Genomic DNA, 15724 nt, shown 5'->3' on the forward strand with positions numbered 1-15724 from the left:
CACCCGCACCCAAGACCGACTCCGGTGCATCGAGGCCGAACGCGCCCACAACCTCGCCCAGCGAGATGGACCTCCGCCTTAGTGCGCCCCCGCGGCTCTACACTCCCAGCGGCGACTCGACCCGGATCGTCTCATCGCGGATCAGCCCGCGCAGCAGCGCCGTACTGAACTCCGCGGCGATCTCCTTGGCGCTGCGCCGTCCGCTGGGCCGCAACCAGCGGTAGGCCCCCAGCGTCATACCGATGTAGCCCAGCGCCAGCACGTGCGAGTCGCACGGATAGAATTCGCCGCTGGCGATCCCGCGGTCGATCAGACCATGCACGTGCTCGTAGACCTGGGCTTCCTTCTCCCGGACCTCGGCGACCTGCTCCTCGGTGAACCACTCGGTGATGTAGGGCTGCTCCTGGAAGTAGACCGCCGCGCCCTCGGGATTGACCGCGATCTGGTCGAGCAGGCGCACGGTGTACTGGTACAGCGCCTCGCGTGCGGTCCACGACGGGTCGTCGTGAACGGCCGCCAGCGTCCGTTCCGCAGCCTGCTGGTAGATGTCATAGAGGATCAGCGACTTGCTGGCGTAATAGTGGTAGACCGTCGCCTTGTTCAGCCCCACCACGTCGGCCACGTCATCCATGCGGGTGCCGTGGTAGCCGCGGGCGGCGAACAACTTGGTAGCGACCGCGAGCAACTCCTCGCGACGAGACGGGGTCTGGGAAGATCCCCCCGGCGTAGCCTTGCCGTTTGCCATGTCCACTCACTCTTCGGCCAGGCCGGTGTCATCGGCGTGTCAATCAACTGGTTGGAAGGATTCTAGGCAGTCCGCTGTCGCACCGTTGACGGGCCGACTAAAGTGGTGGAAATCCAAGCTAAGGGGTTGACGACATGGGTCCTGGTTACGGTTACGATCCGAATCCGGATTACGAGCTGAGCGACGAGGCCGAGTTCTTCTTCAAGTACCTGACTTGGGGTATTCGTGGCGTCGAGAGCGGCGGCGGCTACCCCCCGCAGAACTACCCGCCCGTCTAAACGCCACAACGACTCGTCCTGACGACCCCTGATCCGCGCGGATCGGGGGTCGTTTCGCGTCTGAACGGCTAGGCCGCCGGCATGGTGTCCTATCGTGGCCGGGTGACCTCCCAGCCGAATCTGCCCGGGGCGTGGAATTTTCGCGACGTCGCCGAGACCACCGGCGCGTTGCGCCCCGGCCGCCTGTTCCGGTCCAGCGAACTGAGTCGCCTCGAGGACCGGGGCCGCGAAGAACTGCTGCGACTCGGGGTGTCTGACGTCGCCGATCTGCGGTCACCGCGCGAAGTCACGCGCCGCGGGCCGGGGCTGGTACCCGCCGGTGTCGGCATCCACCTGCTGCCCTTTCCGGATCTGGCCGGCGACCAGTCACCGGACAGTTCGGCTCCGCACGAGGACGCGTTCCGCAACATGATGGCCGAGAAGCCCGACGAGGATTCCGCCGCCGACGTCGCCGCCCGCTACATGCTCGAGGAGTATGCGCGCTTCCCTACCCTGGCCGGGTCCCGGCGGGCGGTGCAGCGGGTGGTGTCGCTGCTGGCAGAGGGTCGGCCGGTACTCGCGCACTGCTTCGCCGGTAAGGACCGCACCGGATTCGTGGTCTCCGTGGTGTTGCGCGCGGCCGGGGTGGACCGCGATGCCGTGATCGAGGACTACCTGCGCAGCAACGCCGCGGTGCCGGTGCTGCGCGATCGGATCATGGAGATGATCCGGTCGCGGCCCGAGGCTGAGATCACGCCCGAGGTGCTGACCTTCACCGAAGCGCGGCTCTCCGACGAGGTGCTCGGTGTGCGCGCTGACTATCTGGATGCCGCCGAACACTCGATCGAGGAGAACTTCGGCTCGCTCGACGGGTTCCTGCAGGTCGCCGGCGTCACTGACGCCGACCGCGACGGGTTGCGCGGCGCGCTGCTCGGCTGACAGCAGCGCGCCGCGTCCCGAATCTGACCGGCGGTTACAGCGAGAAGCTGGCCGCTTTGGCCGCCGAAAGATCGGCGATCGTCGACCACTGCGCCGCGATCTCGTCGACCGACGGCGGGTTCTCGAAGGTGGCACCGGCGTTCTCGAACAGCGCGGTCCGCTGCACCTTGCCGCCGCCGGCGATGAACACCGAGCCGGTCTCGGCGACCTCTTCGGTGCACAGGTAGGCCACCACCGGTGCGACGTACTCGGGCTTGAGCTTGGCCAGCACCTCCGGCGGCAGGATGTCCTCGGTCATCCGGGTTGCCGCGATCGGGGCGATCGCGTTGGCCTTGATGTTGTACTTGGCGCCCTCGATGGCCAGCGTGTTGATCATGCCGACCAAGCCGAGCTTGGCCGCACCGTAGTTGGCCTGCCCGAAGTTGCCGAACAGCCCGCTGGTGGAGGTGGCGACGACCACGCGGCCGTAGCTCTGCTCGCGGAAGTGCGGCCACGCCGCGCGCACCACGTTGTACCCGCCGTAGAGGTGCACCTGCAGCACGGCGTCCCAGTTCTCGGCCGTCATCTTGTGGAAGGTGCCGTCGCGCAGGATGCCGGCGTTGCTGACCACGCCGTCGACCTTGCCGAACTCGTCGATCGCAGTCTTGATGATGTTGGCCGCGCCCTCGGCGTCGGCGACGCTGTCGTAGTTGGCGACGGCCCGGCCGCCAGCCTCTTTGATCTCAGTGACTACCTGGTCGGCCATATTGTGCCCGGCACCGGTGCCGTCACGGGCACCACCGAGATCGTTGACCACCACACAGGCCCCCTCGCGGGCCAAGGTCAGGGCGTATTCGCGGCCCAACCCACCACCGGCTCCGGTGACGACGACAACACGATCCTGCACTCCGGACATCAGTTTCCTTCCTCGATTCGATCGCCACGCTAGAACAGACCTAGACAAGGCCTAGCGCCAACTTCCAGGCCTTCTCTGTATACGGGGGATGAATCGAGTCCGCTATGTCGGGTCGGGCATGCCGAGTCAGTTGCGCACTGCGGTGACGAACTCCGAGAACGCGTCCGCATCGTCCGTCACCGACACGTCGACCCAGCGGTTCAGCCGACGCATCTCGGCGGTGGAGGGCTGTGAGGCGGCCTGCCAGCCGTGCTCGTCGAGCCATCCCCGCACCGACGCGCGGTCCTCGTCGGAGTAGATCAGATCCTGGATGTCCAGGCTCTGCGTCAGGCCGACCGTCTCGGCGATCTTCTTGAACCGTTCCGCCATCTGCTGTCGCCGCTCGTCCGAGCGGTGGTTACCCGCGGTCTCCGCCGCGATCCGGCTCCCCGGAGCGCTCAGCGCGGTGACCTGGTCGAACAGCCGGTCCTGGCCCTCGGCGGGCAGATACATCAGCAGTCCCTCGGCCAGCCACGCGGTCGGGGCCGCGGCATCAAAACCGGCGGTGGTCAACGCGGCCGGCCAGTCCTGCCGCAGATCGATGGCCACCGTGCGGCGCTCAGCGGCCGGCGTCACGTTGTTGGCCGTCAGCGTCTGCTCCTTGTAGGCCAAGACCTTCGGCTGGTCGATCTCGTAGACGGTGGTGCCGGCAGGCCAGTCCAGCCGGTAGGCCCGCGAGTCCAGCCCGGAGGCCAGGATCACCACCTGACGGATGCCGGCGGCGACCGCGTCGGCGAAGAAGGCGTCGAAGAAGTGGGTCCGGACCGCCTGGTAGTTGCGCATGTGGTGATAGACCGCGGCGACCTCGGCGTCGATGGCCTCGACCTTGTCGACCAACGTGTCGTCGAGCAGCAACTCCCAGATCCCGGTACCGGCCCCGGCGACCAGGAGTTCGGCGTACGGGTCATTGATCAGCGGATCGACGCTCGCCGTCTCGGACGCGCGGGCGGCGGCCACCATCACCGCCGTCGAGCCGACGCTGGTGGCGATGTCCCAGGTGTCGTCGTGGGTACGGAGTGCGCTCATCGGGTTACCTCGCTTGGTCGCGGCCGGTGTCGCACGCGATAGTACCGATGAAAGTTAGCCGGGCTATTAACTTTATCCGTCGGCTGGCTGACGCAACTGCCAGAGTTCCTGGGTCAACAGCGCCTGCAGGGTGGCCACCACCCCCGCCGCCGCCACTTGATTGCCGACCAGCGACACATAGAACGCGATCCCCCACAACACGGCCAACAGCATCTCGGTCAGCTCGCCCATACCCGAGTCGGAGACCAGCTCTCCCCGGTCGACGGCGTCGGTGAGCGCCGCGGCCAGAAACGCCCGCGGCGGGCCCTGGATGTCGCCGACCAATGACTTCAGCGCCGGGTCGCGCTGAGCGTCCACCACAGCGGTCACCGCAAACGCCGCCACTGTGCGGTCTTCTTCGCCCAGTTGGGTGAAGCACACGATGACCGAGGCCAACTGTCCGACCAGAGTCGGCTCGGCGCGGGCCTGATCGACGGCGTGCTCGAACAGGGTCTCAGCCTGCGTCAGAACAGCCTGGTACAGCAGTTTTTTGCTTGGAAAATAGTGGTTGATCGCCGGGCGGGTCAGCTGTGCCCGCTCCGCTATCGCCTGAAACGTTGTCGCGTGGTAGCCGAACTCGCCGAAGACGCCGCTCGCGGCTGTCACGATGCGCTCCCTGGTCATGCCAGAGCGCGCCCCGCGGGGGCGCCCCACCCTGCGAAAAACCGCATCCCGCACTGAACAAGTGTGGCACGCCGTAGCTGCCAACCCCAGAAAAATCGGAACTACCAAGATTCACTTAAGACTCAGCCGTGCTGTATGCCAACGGAGCCCAGCGAACTAAAGTCGACTTATGGGCGCGGTTCTCTCTCGACAGGCGTACTTCGAGACAGGTTTCGAAGTGCTGTCCGAATTGGGCTACGGCGGCCTCAAGCTCGCCGAAGTCTGCAACCGGCTCGGCGTGACGACGGGCTCGTTCTACCACTACTTCACCAGCTGGCCCGTTTACACCCGTGACCTGGTTCAACACTGGCTCGATGAGCGCACCCTCCAGCATGTGGAGTTCGTACGCGCGATACCCGACCCGCGGCAGCGCCTCGATAGCCTGATTCAGATCGGCCTGACCCTGCCCCACGGGGCCGAAGCCGCCATCCGTTCCTGGAGCTCGGCCGACGCCCGGGTGCACGCGGTGCAGGCCGAAGTGGATCAGCAACGCTTCGACATCCTCTTCGAATCGGCGCAGGAAGTCCTCCACGAAAAACGCCCGGCGCAGCTGTTCGCAAACTGGGCGATCTACCTGCTGATCGGCTACGAGCAGGCTCTGCTGCCGCGCGACCCGTCGACGTTCGAGTGGATCGCCGCCCAGTTGCTCGACGCGCTCGACTCCGGGAGGTTTGCCACGGCGACCGCTGACCCGCCCGGCAAGCCGTCTACAGCGAGCTGATCCGCTGCACGGCCAGCCGTGGCCCGCGTCGTTTGCTGACAGCGAGCCCGCTGTCGATCAGCAACCGAACCACGCGGTGCCGGTGCGGCCGCATCGGCTCCATCAGTTCGACCATGGCTTCGTCGGTGAACACCGCGTCGAGCGGCAGGCCGAGTAGTGTGCGGCCGATCATCGTCGCAAGGTGATAGTCGCCGACCGATAAGGCGTCAGCATCGCCGAACGCGCGCTGCGCGGTTTCCGCCGCGGTCCACTCGCCGACGCCGGGCAGCGACATCAGTGCCGTCCGGGCCTCCGCGGCAGGGCGGGAAACCAGCCGTTCCAGGGAATCGGCTCGACCCGCGCAACTGACGATGGTGCGCGCGCGCCCGCCGTCGACGTTGGCCCGATGGAACGTCCAGGACGGGATGCTCCGCCAGGTCTGCGCTGACGGCGGCACTCGCATTCGCGACGGCGCCGGGCCGGGAGCGGGTGATCCGAACTCGGTGACCAGCAACCGCCAGGCGCGAAAGGCGTCGGCACCCGGTACCCGCTGCTCGAGCACGGCCGGGATAAGCGCCTCCAGCACCCGGCCGGTGCGCACCAGCCGCAGGTGCGGCAGGCGACGATGGGCGGCGATGACCATCGGCTCGGTCGGCGCGAAGTCGGTCGCGACGTCGTGGGCGCCCAACAGGCCCGGCGCACCGTCCAGAAACTCCGGGGCGCCGGCACCCCAGGCCGTACAGTCCACCGCATCGGGTGCCACCTGGACGATGTGTGCCGTCACGGGTCCGCTGGACATCAGGCTGGTTCGCCAGATGGCGCCGTCAACCACCTGCAGGCATGGGTCGCCCGGCCCGCGGCGCAGTGGGCCCAGCGTCAGCGCGGGGCTGGCCGGGCCGGGAAAAGCGACGGTACGGCGAAACGAATTACTGATGACGCGATCATAGGTATCGCTGGTCGTCGTTGACCGCTTCGCGCCGCCCGGTCACGATGGAGGAGTGGCCACCCCATTCGATGATCCGCAGGCGGAACTGGCATGGATGTTTCTCCAGGGCATCTGCGGCGACGACGACCTGGACGACATTTTTGCGCTGGTCAGCGACAACTTCACCTGGTGGAGCATCCTGACGCGTCAGGCCGTCGATAAAGACGAGCTGCGGCTGGAAGTCGAACAGCGTCGTGCCGGCTTGCGGATCAACCTGGAGCTGGTCCGGTGTATCAACGAACACGAGACCGTGGTGATCGAAGCGCTGGGCGACTGTCGCGCCGCCGACGGTTCGCACTATGACAGCCCGCTGGCGTACATCATCGACACCCAGGACGGGCGGATCGTCTCGGTGCGCGAGTACACCGACACCCGGTTCGCCGGGCAATTGCTGGGGCTCTAGAGCAGCTCTGCCGAGCCTCAGGCGTCGGCGACGCTGATGTCGGCCTTGTCGGAGTAGAACGCGACGTGCCCGGCGATCGGGGCAACCGCGGCAAAGGGCTGCTCGTAGGTCCAGATCGCGTCGGCGACGCATCGGCCGGCCGCGGTGGTGACATGAAAGTAGGCGGCATCGCCCTTGAAAGGGCAGTAGCTGGTGGTCTGACTGCGGGCCAGCAGGTCGGTCTTGACATCGGACAGCGGAATGTACTGCACCGCAGGGTGATTCGATTCCTGCAAGGTGAGCGCGTTGGCGCTGTCGGCGATGATCTCGTCCCCGATCCGCACCGTGACCCGCCTACCGGTGGGGTTCACGGTGATCGGGTATTCGTCAGTCGGGATGTGTATCGGGCGTCTGCCTGAATGGCCGTGTGTCATGCCGGGGAACCTCGCTTCTTGGCGTTGCGCAGCTTCATCCAGAAACGCGCGGCCTCCCTGATCGATTCCTCAACCGGTCGAGGCTGCCAGCCGAGTTCGCGCACCGCCTTGCTGTGATCGACCGGGGCTTCGGCACGCATCATCCGCACCGACTTCAGGCTCAGCTCGGCGTCCTTGCCGGTCAGGCCGGCCCGCAGGCTGCCGAGTGCGCCCAGCGCGTACAGCGCCGGTACCGAGATCGACCGCGACGGCGCCGGCATACCCGCTTCGTCGGCCGCGATCTTGACCACGTCCTGCAGCGCGATCATCCGCTCGGAGATCAGGTAGCGCTGGCCGTTGCGTCCACGCTCGGCGGCCAGGATCATCGCGCGGGCGGCGTCGTCGACCCCGACCACTTCCAGCTCGATCCCCTTCATCAGGAACGGCAGCTTGCCGAATGCTGCTCCGGCGATGAACGCACCATGCGGGGTCCGGCCCCAGTCGCCGTCGCCATAGGTGGTGGACACACACATCGCGACGGCGGGCAGGCCGGCTTCGGCGCTGCGCAACACCAGCTCTTCGGCCTGCACCCGGGACTGGACATAGGGCGTCAGTCCGCGCGGGTCGATGATGTCGTCCTCGTTGGCGACGTGACCGCGACGCCGGCCCACGGTGGCGTAGCTGCTGGTGAACACGAATCGGCGCAGGCCGGCGGCTATTTCTTTCCGGGAGGCGACTTCCAAGACGTTGCGGGTGCCCTCGACGTTGGTGCGAAACAGCGGGCTCGGGTCGCGCAGCCAGGCGCGGGTGTCCACGACGCAGTAGTACACGTCATCGCACCCGGCCATGGCCTCGGCCAGGGTGGCCGAATCGAAGATGTCGCCGTGGAACCGCGTGACGTCGAGGTGGTCGATGGAGATGGTGTTGGCGCTGGGGCGCACCATCACCCGGACGTCTTCTCCGGCGTCCACGAGCTGACGGGTCACGTGCGATCCCAGGAAGCCGTTGGCTCCGATGACGAGCTTGGGCTTGCGGCTCATGCGTTTCCTCCGAACTGCTTCATCCAGGCGGCCGCTTCGTCGTCGAGGGTGCCGAGTTCCTGGGCTTTGCGGCACCATTTCATGCTCGCGGCGACGAAGCGCAGCGGGTTGTAGATGTCCTCTTGGCGCGACCACAGGCCGTCCCCGGCGTAGGTGACGATCGAGATGTTGGTGGCGCTGATGATGGTGCCGTCGCCCGGGTCGCGCATGGGGTTGTCCAGTTCGCAGATGACCCGCCCGCCGTCCTCGTCGATGACGGTCCACAGGGCCGGGAACTCAGTCATATAGCTGCCCGGGAAGGTCGACATGGTCTTGCGGATCCAGCTGCGCACCTCGTCGCGGCCGTGCATGGTGCCCATCGCGTGCTCAACGTATTCGACGTCGGGGGTGTAGTGCGCGACCCAGGCATCCCAGTCGTGGGTCTCGGCGGCGCGAGCGACGGTCTGCTCGAACACGTCAAATGCGGCCGCGAGTTCTGCGCGGCTGAACTGCGGTTTCGTCATGCCAAGAACTAGAACACGTTCTAGCAAGGTTGTCGAGGGTCCACGGCTAGAATCGAATCTGGGTTTATATTCACCGGCAGTGCTACCGTGACGCCGTCGGCCCACCGCGGGCCGTGAGGAGGTTCGGCAGCCTGTGACGTCCCCCAAGCCCACCGTCGGTCTGCACCACGCCGCCTACGCCTGCGCCGACCTGGAGGCCACCAACCACTTCTACGAAGACCTGCTGGGACTGCCGCTGGTGCACACCGAAGTCGAGCACCTGCAAGAAGGCTTCTTCCGGCACGTCTTCTACGACCTGGGCGACGGCTCGTGCATCGCGTTCTTCGACCTGCACGGCGTCGGGGAGAAGCCCGACTGGTCCAGCTCGTTGTCGCGTCCGAACGGACTGCCGGTGTGGGTGAACCACTTCGCCTTCCGGGCCACCGAGGAGAAACAGAACGAAGTCCGGGCGAGGATGGACGCCGCCGGCATCAAGGCGCTGATGGACGTCGACCACGGCTGGTGCCACTCGCTGTACTACCTGGACCCCAACGGCATCATGATCGAACTGTGCCGGGACACCCCTGGGTTCGAACCCGACCCGGAGCAGGCGCACAAGTTGCTGAACAGCACCGAGCGGGCCGCTGATCCCAAGGTGGTCACGTCGAAGACGACCACCACCCAGCTCGGCTGAGCCGGCCGCGCATGGCGCTCGATTCGCTGACGTCGCTCACCGTCACCACGGACGGTCCGATCGCTCGGGTCCGCATCGGCCACGGCGAGATCAACCTGATGGACGCCACCATGATGGGCGACCTGTGGCGGCTGGTGAACTGGCTACGGTCGCCCACCGGCCGCGATGTACGGGTGGTGGTATTGGAAAGCGCCAACCCCGACTTCTTCATCGCCCACGTGGACCTGGCGCTGCTGGCCGCCTCGGTCGAGAACACCGAGGCGGCCGTCGGCTCCTTTCAGGACTTGGTCGGCGCCTTCCGGGCACTGGACCAAGTCACCATCGGAGTAGTCGCCGGCCGGGTCGCCGGTGGTGGGATGGAACTACTGGTCAACCTCGACCTGCGGTTTGCGGTGACCGGCCGGGCGGTCTTCAACCAAGTCGAGACCGGAATCGGGGTGATCCCGGCCGGTTCCGGCCCGCAGCACCTGCTGCACCTGCTGGGGCGGGGCCGGGCGCTGGAGGTCATCCTCGGCCACGACGACCTCGATGCGGCCCTCGCCGAACGCTACGGACTGGTCAACAGGGCGTTGGACGCCGACGCCGTCGGACCCTTCCTGGACCGGCTGGTGAAGCGCATCGCCACGGTGCCGCTGGCCGACATCGCCGACGTCAAGGCCACCCTGGCCGCCCCGGACATCGCCACCGGGCTGGCCGTGGAGCGCTCCGCGTTCGCCCAGCTGCTTTCCCGCGGTACGGCGCTGCCGAAGATGCAACGCTTCCTGGCAGCGGGCGGCCAGACGCCCACCGGCGAGCACCAACTGGCCGACCTGGTGGGCGGCCTGGACCAGACGGAACCGGCATGACATCCGCGGACGGCGGGGCCGCGGACGGGTCGATCACCCGTCCCACCGTCCGGGGTCGCGACACCCAGGCGCGCATCGAGCAGGCGGCCCGTGAAGTGATCGCCCGCAAGGGCTTCTTCAAAACGACGATCACCGACATCACCTCGGCCGCCAAACGGTCGCCCGCGTCGTTCTACCACTATTTCGAATCCAAGGAAGACCTGCTGGCGTCGCTGGCCGAGGACTTCCGGGCCTCGGCCAAAAGCCGTGCGGTGCAGGCATTGCACCCGGGCCAGGATCTGCACGACATCATCGAGGAATCGGTGCGCGCGCATTGGGATACCTATCGCGAACACCTCGGAGTCATGGTCGGGGTTTTCCAGCTGGCGATGATCAACGACGAGTTCGCCCAGCGCTGGCGGGACATGTGTGCCGACGCGATCGACTGGGTGGCTCAAACAGTGCGGATGGCGCAGCGCAAGGGCTATGCGACCGACGCCGACCCCGAGCTGGTCGGGTCGGCCATCGTCGCCATGCTCAACCACTTCACCTATGTCTGGCTGGTGGCCGGCGGCGACGTCGCAGGCCGCGAACTGGACGAGGAAGCAGCAGTCAAAACGCTCACCGACACTTGGTATCGCTCGGTGAGCTGGCGCGATCAAGAGTCAAGGTCAAAGGAGTAATGCAGTGGCAGTAACCCGCGAGTTCGTTTCGCTCACTTCGGCATCGGCGGGGGTGAACCCCGCCGGTTATCACCCGGCTCAGGGGCTGTACTGGACCCCGGCCGGCGTCAAGCCGAAGGTGGCGGTGATCGCCAGCCACTACAACGTGGACTTCGCCGAGCACTACCTGGCGCCGCTGATCGCCGAACGCGGCTACGGCTTCCTGGGTTGGAACACCCGGTATCGCAGTGGCGAGTCGTTGTTCCTGCTCGAGCATGCCCTGCTCGATATCGCGGCCGGCGTGCAGTGGTTACGCGAGCAGGCCGGCGTGCAGACCATCGTCTTGCTCGGCAACTCGGGCGGTGGATCGTTGATGGCCGCCTACCAGTCGCAGTCGGTGGACCCGCACATCACCGCAGTCGGCGGCGGGCCCGTGCCCGATGCGGTCAATGCGCTGCCGCCCGGCGACCTCTACGTTTCCACCCAGGCCCACGCCGGACGCCCGGAGGTGCTGACCGCCTGGATGGACCCGTCGGTGACCGACGAGACCGACCCGCTGTCCTGCGACCCGTCGCTGGACATGTACGCCGAGCAGAACACGCCGCCCTATACCCCGGAATTCATCGCCCGCTACCGCCAGGCCCAGCGCGACCGCAATGACCGGATCACCGCATGGGCCCAGGCAGAACTGGAGCGGCTCAAGGCCGGTGGCACCTACGACCGCTCCTTCTCGGTACACCGGGTGTGGGCCGACCCGCGCTATCTCGACGCCTCGCTCGACCCGTCGGACCGTCCGCTGAACTCCTGCTACCTGGGCGACCCGCGGCGCGCCAACCGCGCGCCGTACAACATCGCCGCGCACTGCACGCTACGAACCTGGTTGTCCATGTGGAGCCTGCAGACGTCGTTCTGTCAGGGCGCTCCGCACCTGGGCCGGATCACGTTGCCCTCGTTGGTGATCCAGGGCACCGCGGATACCGGCGTCTTCCCCAGCGATGCGCACCACATCCACGACTCGTTGGCCAGCACCGACAAGCAGCTCCATTTCATCGCCGGCGACCACTACCTGGAGCAGCCGACGGACAGCCGCACGGTCTGCGCGGATCTGGTGGCGTCCTGGATCGCCGAACGCACCTGATGGACACGCTCGACTTCGATTTCCGCGACCCGGAGCTGCACGCCGATCCGCTGGCGTACCAGCGACGGTTCGCTGAAGCCGAACCGGTGCACCGCAACAGCCAGGGGCTGTGGGTGCTGACCCGCTACGCCGATGTGCTGGCGATGCTGCGCGACGACCGGGTCAGTACCGACCGGCGAAACCTGTACCGCGGCAAGCTCGATCCGGGCCGCCCGTATCTGACCCACGTGGAACACAACCTGTTCTATCGTTCCGGTGACGATCACCGCCGGCTGCGGGCTCCGCTGTCACGGGCATTCACGCCGCGTGCGCTGGCCTCCTTCGAAGCCGAAGTCGCCGCCCGGGCCCGGTCGTTGGCGGCTGGCCTGGACCCCGATGGCTTCGACTTGGTGGCCGAGTTCGCCAAGCCGTTGCCGCTGGGAGCGATCGCCACGCTGCTGGGAGTGCCCGACAGCGAACTGGACAATCTGGCGACCTGGTCGATGGCGCTGATCGCGGCGCTGGAACCGGCGGCCTCACGCGAGGTGTTCGTCGCCGCGGACGACGCCGCCGCCGGGATGAAGGCACTGCTCGCCGATCTACTGGAGCTACGCCGCGCCGACCCGGGCCACGATCTGCTGTCCGTGGTGGCTACCAGCGGACTGCCGGTGTCGGACGACGAGCTGCTGCACAACGCCATCTTCTTGCTGTCGGCCGGGCATGACACCACCACCGCCGTGCTGACCGGGGCGGCCGCGCTGCTGATCGAGGAGAGCGGGCAACGCGGCCTACTGGCCGACTCCCCGCACGCCGTTGACGAATTGGTCCGGATGATCAGCCCCGCCCTGATGATCTCCCGAGTGGCCGGCGCCCCGATCGAAGTCGGTGACGGGAAAAACACCGTGATCGAAACGGGCGCACCGATCCTGCTCGGGCTGGCGGCCGCCAACCGAGACCCTTCGATGTTTCCCGACCCCGACAGGCTCGACCTGGCCCGCTCGCAGACCGGCCACCTGGGATTCGGGTTCGGTCCGCATGTCTGCCTGGGCGCCCCGTTGGCCCGCATGCAGATCCGCTTGGGCCTGCTCGCCCTGTTCGACCGTTTCCCTGAGTTGACGGCGCAGGCGCCGCCGCACCGCGAGCCGAGCGCCGTGTTGACCAGCTACCGTTCCTATCCGCTGGCGGCTCGCGGATAGCTGCGGATAATCGGGGTATGACCAATTTCCCGAGAGCGATCCTGGCCGGCGGCTGCTTCTGGGGCATGCAGGACCTGATCCGCAAGCAGCCCGGTGTGGTGAGCACCCGAGTCGGCTACACCGGCGACCCCAATGTCCCGAACGCCACCTACCGCCACCACGGCTCCCATGCCGAGGCCATCGAGATCACCTACGACCCCACAGCCACCGACTACCGCAACCTGCTGGAGTTCTTCTTCGCCATTCACGACCCGACCACGCGTAACCGCCAGGGCAACGACGTCGGAACCAGTTACCGCTCGGCGATCTTCTACCTCGACGACGAGCAGCGCCAGATCGCGCTGGACACCATCGCCGACGTGGAGGCCTCCGGCCGGTGGCCGGGCAAGGTGGTCACCGAGGTCAGCCCCGCTGGGGACTTCTGGGAGGCCGAACCGGAGCATCAGGATTACCTCGAGCGGTTCCCGGGCGGCTACACCTGCCACTACATCCGGCCGAACTGGCAGCTGCAGCCGCAGCGCTAGCCGGGATCAGTCCCGGCGGCGTACCGTGATCCGACCGCCCTTCTTGGGCGTGAAGGCCACGCCGCGGGAGTGGAACTTCTCCCCGGGCGCGGTGGTGGGCTCGATGGCCAAGCGCTCCAAGACCGTCCGCAACACCACGTCCATCTCCAGGTTGGCGAACGTCGAACCCGGGCAACGCCGGGTGCCGCCGCCATACGGCATCCACTCGAACGCCGACGGGCTGCCGTCGAGGTAACGCTTGGGGTCGAATCCGTCCGGGTCATCGAACGCGGCGGAGTTCTGGTGGAGCTGGTTGATCGCGACGATCACCGAGTAGCCGCGCGGGATCACCCACTCGCCGATCTGGATGCTGGGCGCGTAAACATGCCGTCCGGAGAAGTCGATCACGGTGCGAACCCGCTGCACTTCGCGAATCGTGGCGCGCCGCAACCTATTCCCGCCTGCGTCCGCCTCGGCGGTCAGTTCGTCGAGCAGTTGGGGGTAGCGGCTCAGCCGCTCGAAGACCCAGGCCATGGTCGATGCCGTGGTCTCATGTCCGGCGGCCAGCAGGGTCAGCAGCTCGTCGCCGAGCTCCTGGCGGGTCATGGTCGTACCGTCTTCGTGGTTGCTACGCAGCAGCAGGGTCAGCACGTCGGACCGGTTCTCGAAATCGGGGTCGGCTCGCACATCGGCGATCAGCTTGTCCAGGATGCCGTCGTAGTGAGCACGCCATGCCTCCAGCTGGCCCCACGGGGTGAACCGGCCGTACTGGCGAATCGGGATCGGCAAGGCCGCCAGCCGAGAGCCCAGCGTCACCCACTTGGGCAGGATCGCCCGCAACTGATCCAGTTCGGCGCCTTCGGCTCCGAAGATGGTCCGCAGGATGACATTGAGCGTGATCCTGTTCATCGGACCGAAGGTCTCGAAGGGCTTTCCGGTGGGCCAGCCGGCGATCTCGCGCAGGGTCTCCTCGACGATGATCTGCTCGTAGGCGCGCACGCTCTTGCCGTGGAACGGCGGGCTCAGCAAGTTGCGCCGGCGCCGATGCGCCGCGCCGTCGAGGGCGAACACCGACCCCCTGCCGAGGATCCGCGACAGGTTCGGCTGGATGTTGCCCAGGTCGTCCGGGCTGGTCAGCAGCACCTGCCGGGCCAATTCCGGGTCGGTCACGAATACCGTCGGCCCAAACAGCGGAACGTCAATGGTGAAGGCGGCACCGTATCGACGGGTCAGGCGTTGCAGCGCCCGGCGCCGGGACAGAATGAACAGCACTCCCGCGGTCAGCTTGGACGCGCGCGGGCCGGGCGGCAGGTTGATGGCCGGGTGAACCTGTGCCGCAGCGGCGTCCGCGGCCGTGCTGGCAACCGTGTGGGTCATGCGACGCCTCCCGACGTGATACCTGGTACCAAAGCGTACCAATGCATGCGGGACACGGTACTCTTTAGTACCAACGAGTGGCAAGAGCTAGGCGTAGGGGAGGTACGGCGATGACGGTGGCTGCGGTCGATACCCGGGCGGCCAACACTGCCGACCCCTACCGGCGCCGACTGCTCGACGGGCTGGCCGATTCGATCGCCGAGCGCGGGTACCGGGCCAGCACTGTCGCCGAGATTGTGCGCGCGGCCCGTACCTCCAAACGCACCTTCTATGACCACTTCGCCAGCAAGGAGGAGTGCCTCCTGGAACTGCTGCGGGTGGACAACGAGGAACTGGCGCTACGTATCAGGACCGAGGTGGATCCCGAGGCCGATTGGCAGGTCCAGATCCGCCAGGCGGTACAGGCCTACGTCACCCAGATCCGGTCCCGGCCGGCGATCACGCTGAGCTGGATCCGCGACATGCCTTCCCTCGGCGAGGTGGCCCGGCCGGCGCAGCGCCGCGGGCTAGAGCTGATGTCGAACCTGCTGATCGAACTCAGCGGCAGTCCGGGATTTCGCCGCGCGAATCTGCCGGCGCTGAGTCCGGCGCTGGCGGTGATTCTGCTGGGCGGCCTGCGGGAGCTGACCGCGCTGGCCGTCGAGGACGGCGCCGACATCGGCATCATCACCGAGCCGGCCATCGACGCGTCGATTGCCCTGCTGGGACCCCGAGCCTGATCTACGGTTGATCCATCGGTCACCGAG

The 15724-nt window shown here is 67.0% G+C and carries 20 protein-coding genes; 11 read left to right on the forward strand and 9 right to left on the reverse strand.

Annotated elements, in window-relative coordinates; all coding sequences use genetic code 11:
* Positions 1-97: 97 nt before the first annotated feature.
* The gene (locus N416_RS0101030) at positions 98-745 is read right to left on the reverse strand and encodes a TetR/AcrR family transcriptional regulator (protein WP_024440280.1); all 648 of its coding nucleotides are present in this window, start codon (positions 743-745) and stop codon (positions 98-100) included.
* A gap of 134 nt (positions 746-879) precedes the next feature.
* Between N416_RS0101030 and N416_RS23055 the strand changes: the two genes are divergently transcribed.
* Together N416_RS23055 and N416_RS0101040 are read left to right on the forward strand one after the other, a co-directional pair.
* Positions 880-1023 carry a hypothetical protein gene (locus N416_RS23055; protein ID WP_105295430.1) on the forward strand — a complete coding sequence of 48 codons (144 nt, stop codon included), beginning with the start codon at positions 880-882 and terminating at the stop codon, positions 1021-1023.
* Positions 1024-1104: 81 nt separating this feature from the next.
* Positions 1105-1941: a tyrosine-protein phosphatase gene (locus N416_RS0101040; RefSeq protein ID WP_046301051.1), complete on the forward strand. Its 837-nt coding sequence runs from the start codon at positions 1105-1107 to the stop codon at positions 1939-1941.
* A gap of 34 nt (positions 1942-1975) precedes the next feature.
* On the opposite strand, the gene N416_RS0101045 is transcribed toward N416_RS0101040, so the two are convergent.
* The 3 genes from N416_RS0101045 to N416_RS0101055 all read right to left on the reverse strand — a co-directional run bounded on the left by N416_RS0101045 (position 1976) and on the right by N416_RS0101055 (position 4546).
* Positions 1976-2836 (reverse strand): SDR family oxidoreductase, encoded by an 861-nt coding sequence (locus N416_RS0101045; RefSeq protein ID WP_024440282.1) that lies wholly within the window; start codon positions 2834-2836, stop codon positions 1976-1978.
* A 126-nt stretch (positions 2837-2962) separates the two neighbouring features.
* Complete coding sequence (locus tag N416_RS0101050) at positions 2963-3901, reverse strand: class I SAM-dependent methyltransferase (RefSeq protein WP_024440283.1); 939 nt, start codon at positions 3899-3901, stop codon at positions 2963-2965.
* Between the two features lie 72 nt (positions 3902-3973).
* A complete protein-coding gene (locus tag N416_RS0101055) occupies positions 3974-4546 on the reverse strand; it encodes a TetR/AcrR family transcriptional regulator (protein WP_231383947.1) in 573 nt (190 codons plus the stop codon).
* Positions 4547-4733: 187 nt separating this feature from the next.
* Between N416_RS0101055 and N416_RS0101060 the strand changes: the two genes are divergently transcribed.
* Positions 4734-5324 carry a TetR/AcrR family transcriptional regulator gene (locus N416_RS0101060; protein WP_024440285.1) on the forward strand — a complete coding sequence of 197 codons (591 nt, stop codon included), beginning with the start codon at positions 4734-4736 and terminating at the stop codon, positions 5322-5324.
* Here the strand turns inward: N416_RS0101060 and N416_RS0101065 are convergent.
* Positions 5311-6237, reverse strand: coding sequence for a DNA-3-methyladenine glycosylase (locus N416_RS0101065; protein ID WP_036456925.1), 927 nt, complete (start codon positions 6235-6237; stop codon positions 5311-5313). The genes N416_RS0101060 and N416_RS0101065 overlap by 14 nt on opposite strands.
* A gap of 64 nt (positions 6238-6301) precedes the next feature.
* Here N416_RS0101065 and N416_RS0101070 point away from each other — a divergent pair, with 64 nt between their 5' ends.
* Positions 6302-6691, forward strand: coding sequence for a nuclear transport factor 2 family protein (locus N416_RS0101070; RefSeq protein WP_024440287.1), 390 nt, complete (start codon positions 6302-6304; stop codon positions 6689-6691).
* Positions 6692-6708: 17 nt separating this feature from the next.
* On the opposite strand, the gene N416_RS0101075 is transcribed toward N416_RS0101070, so the two are convergent.
* From N416_RS0101075 to N416_RS0101085, 3 genes are read right to left on the reverse strand one after another with little or no spacing between them, the layout of a single operon-like run.
* Entirely contained in the window at positions 6709-7104 is a 396-nt protein-coding gene (locus N416_RS0101075) for a DUF427 domain-containing protein (protein ID WP_024440288.1), read from the reverse strand.
* Positions 7101-8123 (reverse strand): NAD-dependent epimerase/dehydratase family protein, encoded by a 1023-nt coding sequence (locus N416_RS0101080; RefSeq protein WP_024440289.1) that lies wholly within the window; start codon positions 8121-8123, stop codon positions 7101-7103. The genes N416_RS0101075 and N416_RS0101080 overlap by 4 nt, the downstream gene beginning before the upstream one ends.
* Positions 8120-8626, reverse strand: coding sequence for a nuclear transport factor 2 family protein (locus tag N416_RS0101085; protein ID WP_024440290.1), 507 nt, complete (start codon positions 8624-8626; stop codon positions 8120-8122). Before N416_RS0101085 ends, N416_RS0101080 begins: the two co-directional genes overlap by 4 nt.
* A gap of 133 nt (positions 8627-8759) precedes the next feature.
* Between N416_RS0101085 and N416_RS21180 the strand changes: the two genes are divergently transcribed.
* From N416_RS21180 to msrA, 6 genes are read left to right on the forward strand one after another with little or no spacing between them, the layout of a single operon-like run.
* Positions 8760-9299, forward strand: a complete 540-nt coding sequence (locus N416_RS21180) for a VOC family protein (protein ID WP_024440291.1) — start codon at positions 8760-8762, stop codon at positions 9297-9299.
* 11 nt (positions 9300-9310) lie between these two features.
* Positions 9311-10144: an enoyl-CoA hydratase/isomerase family protein gene (locus N416_RS0101095; protein WP_024440292.1), complete on the forward strand. Its 834-nt coding sequence runs from the start codon at positions 9311-9313 to the stop codon at positions 10142-10144.
* Positions 10141-10806 (forward strand): TetR/AcrR family transcriptional regulator, encoded by a 666-nt coding sequence (locus N416_RS0101100; RefSeq protein ID WP_051190139.1) that lies wholly within the window; start codon positions 10141-10143, stop codon positions 10804-10806. The genes N416_RS0101095 and N416_RS0101100 overlap by 4 nt, the downstream gene beginning before the upstream one ends.
* Positions 10807-10810: 4 nt before the next feature.
* The gene (locus tag N416_RS0101105; protein ID WP_024440294.1) at positions 10811-11923 is read left to right on the forward strand and encodes an alpha/beta hydrolase; all 1113 of its coding nucleotides are present in this window, start codon (positions 10811-10813) and stop codon (positions 11921-11923) included.
* Positions 11923-13098, forward strand: a complete 1176-nt coding sequence (locus N416_RS0101110; protein ID WP_024440295.1) for a cytochrome P450 — start codon at positions 11923-11925, stop codon at positions 13096-13098. Before N416_RS0101105 ends, N416_RS0101110 begins: the two co-directional genes overlap by 1 nt.
* 17 nt (positions 13099-13115) lie before the next feature.
* A complete protein-coding gene (gene msrA, locus N416_RS0101115) occupies positions 13116-13622 on the forward strand; it encodes a peptide-methionine (S)-S-oxide reductase MsrA (RefSeq protein WP_024440296.1) in 507 nt (168 codons plus the stop codon).
* Between the two features lie 6 nt (positions 13623-13628).
* Here msrA and N416_RS0101120 read toward each other — a convergent pair whose 3' ends face one another.
* Positions 13629-14978, reverse strand: a complete 1350-nt coding sequence (locus tag N416_RS0101120) for a cytochrome P450 (RefSeq protein WP_024440297.1) — start codon at positions 14976-14978, stop codon at positions 13629-13631.
* A 110-nt stretch (positions 14979-15088) separates the two neighbouring features.
* On the opposite strand from N416_RS0101120, the gene N416_RS0101125 reads away from it, so the two are divergent.
* Positions 15089-15697 (forward strand): TetR/AcrR family transcriptional regulator, encoded by a 609-nt coding sequence (locus N416_RS0101125; RefSeq protein ID WP_024440298.1) that lies wholly within the window; start codon positions 15089-15091, stop codon positions 15695-15697.
* The last annotated feature ends 27 nt before the right edge of the window (positions 15698-15724 follow it).

This window comes from Mycobacterium sp. UM_WGJ, assembly GCF_000455125.1.
Taxonomy (GTDB): Bacteria; Actinomycetota; Actinomycetes; order Mycobacteriales; family Mycobacteriaceae; genus Mycobacterium.

Coding starts and splice junctions, on each gene's coding strand:
- N416_RS0101030 (WP_024440280.1), bottom strand. CDS start 745: ATGGCAAACGGCAAGGCTACGCCGGGGGGATCTTCCCAGACCCCGTCT.
- N416_RS23055 (WP_105295430.1), top strand. CDS start 880: ATGGGTCCTGGTTACGGTTACGATCCGAATCCGGATTACGAGCTGAGC.
- N416_RS0101040 (WP_046301051.1), top strand. CDS start 1,105: ATGGTGTCCTATCGTGGCCGGGTGACCTCCCAGCCGAATCTGCCCGGG.
- N416_RS0101045 (WP_024440282.1), bottom strand. CDS start 2,836: ATGTCCGGAGTGCAGGATCGTGTTGTCGTCGTCACCGGAGCCGGTGGT.
- N416_RS0101050 (WP_024440283.1), bottom strand. CDS start 3,901: ATGAGCGCACTCCGTACCCACGACGACACCTGGGACATCGCCACCAGC.
- N416_RS0101060 (WP_024440285.1), top strand. CDS start 4,734: ATGGGCGCGGTTCTCTCTCGACAGGCGTACTTCGAGACAGGTTTCGAA.
- N416_RS0101075 (WP_024440288.1), bottom strand. CDS start 7,104: ATGACACACGGCCATTCAGGCAGACGCCCGATACACATCCCGACTGAC.
- N416_RS0101080 (WP_024440289.1), bottom strand. CDS start 8,123: ATGAGCCGCAAGCCCAAGCTCGTCATCGGAGCCAACGGCTTCCTGGGA.
- N416_RS0101085 (WP_024440290.1), bottom strand. CDS start 8,626: ATGACGAAACCGCAGTTCAGCCGCGCAGAACTCGCGGCCGCATTTGAC.
- N416_RS0101095 (WP_024440292.1), top strand. CDS start 9,311: ATGGCGCTCGATTCGCTGACGTCGCTCACCGTCACCACGGACGGTCCG.
- N416_RS0101100 (WP_051190139.1), top strand. CDS start 10,141: ATGACATCCGCGGACGGCGGGGCCGCGGACGGGTCGATCACCCGTCCC.
- N416_RS0101110 (WP_024440295.1), top strand. CDS start 11,923: ATGGACACGCTCGACTTCGATTTCCGCGACCCGGAGCTGCACGCCGAT.
- msrA (WP_024440296.1), top strand. CDS start 13,116: ATGACCAATTTCCCGAGAGCGATCCTGGCCGGCGGCTGCTTCTGGGGC.
- N416_RS0101120 (WP_024440297.1), bottom strand. CDS start 14,978: ATGACCCACACGGTTGCCAGCACGGCCGCGGACGCCGCTGCGGCACAG.
- N416_RS0101125 (WP_024440298.1), top strand. CDS start 15,089: ATGACGGTGGCTGCGGTCGATACCCGGGCGGCCAACACTGCCGACCCC.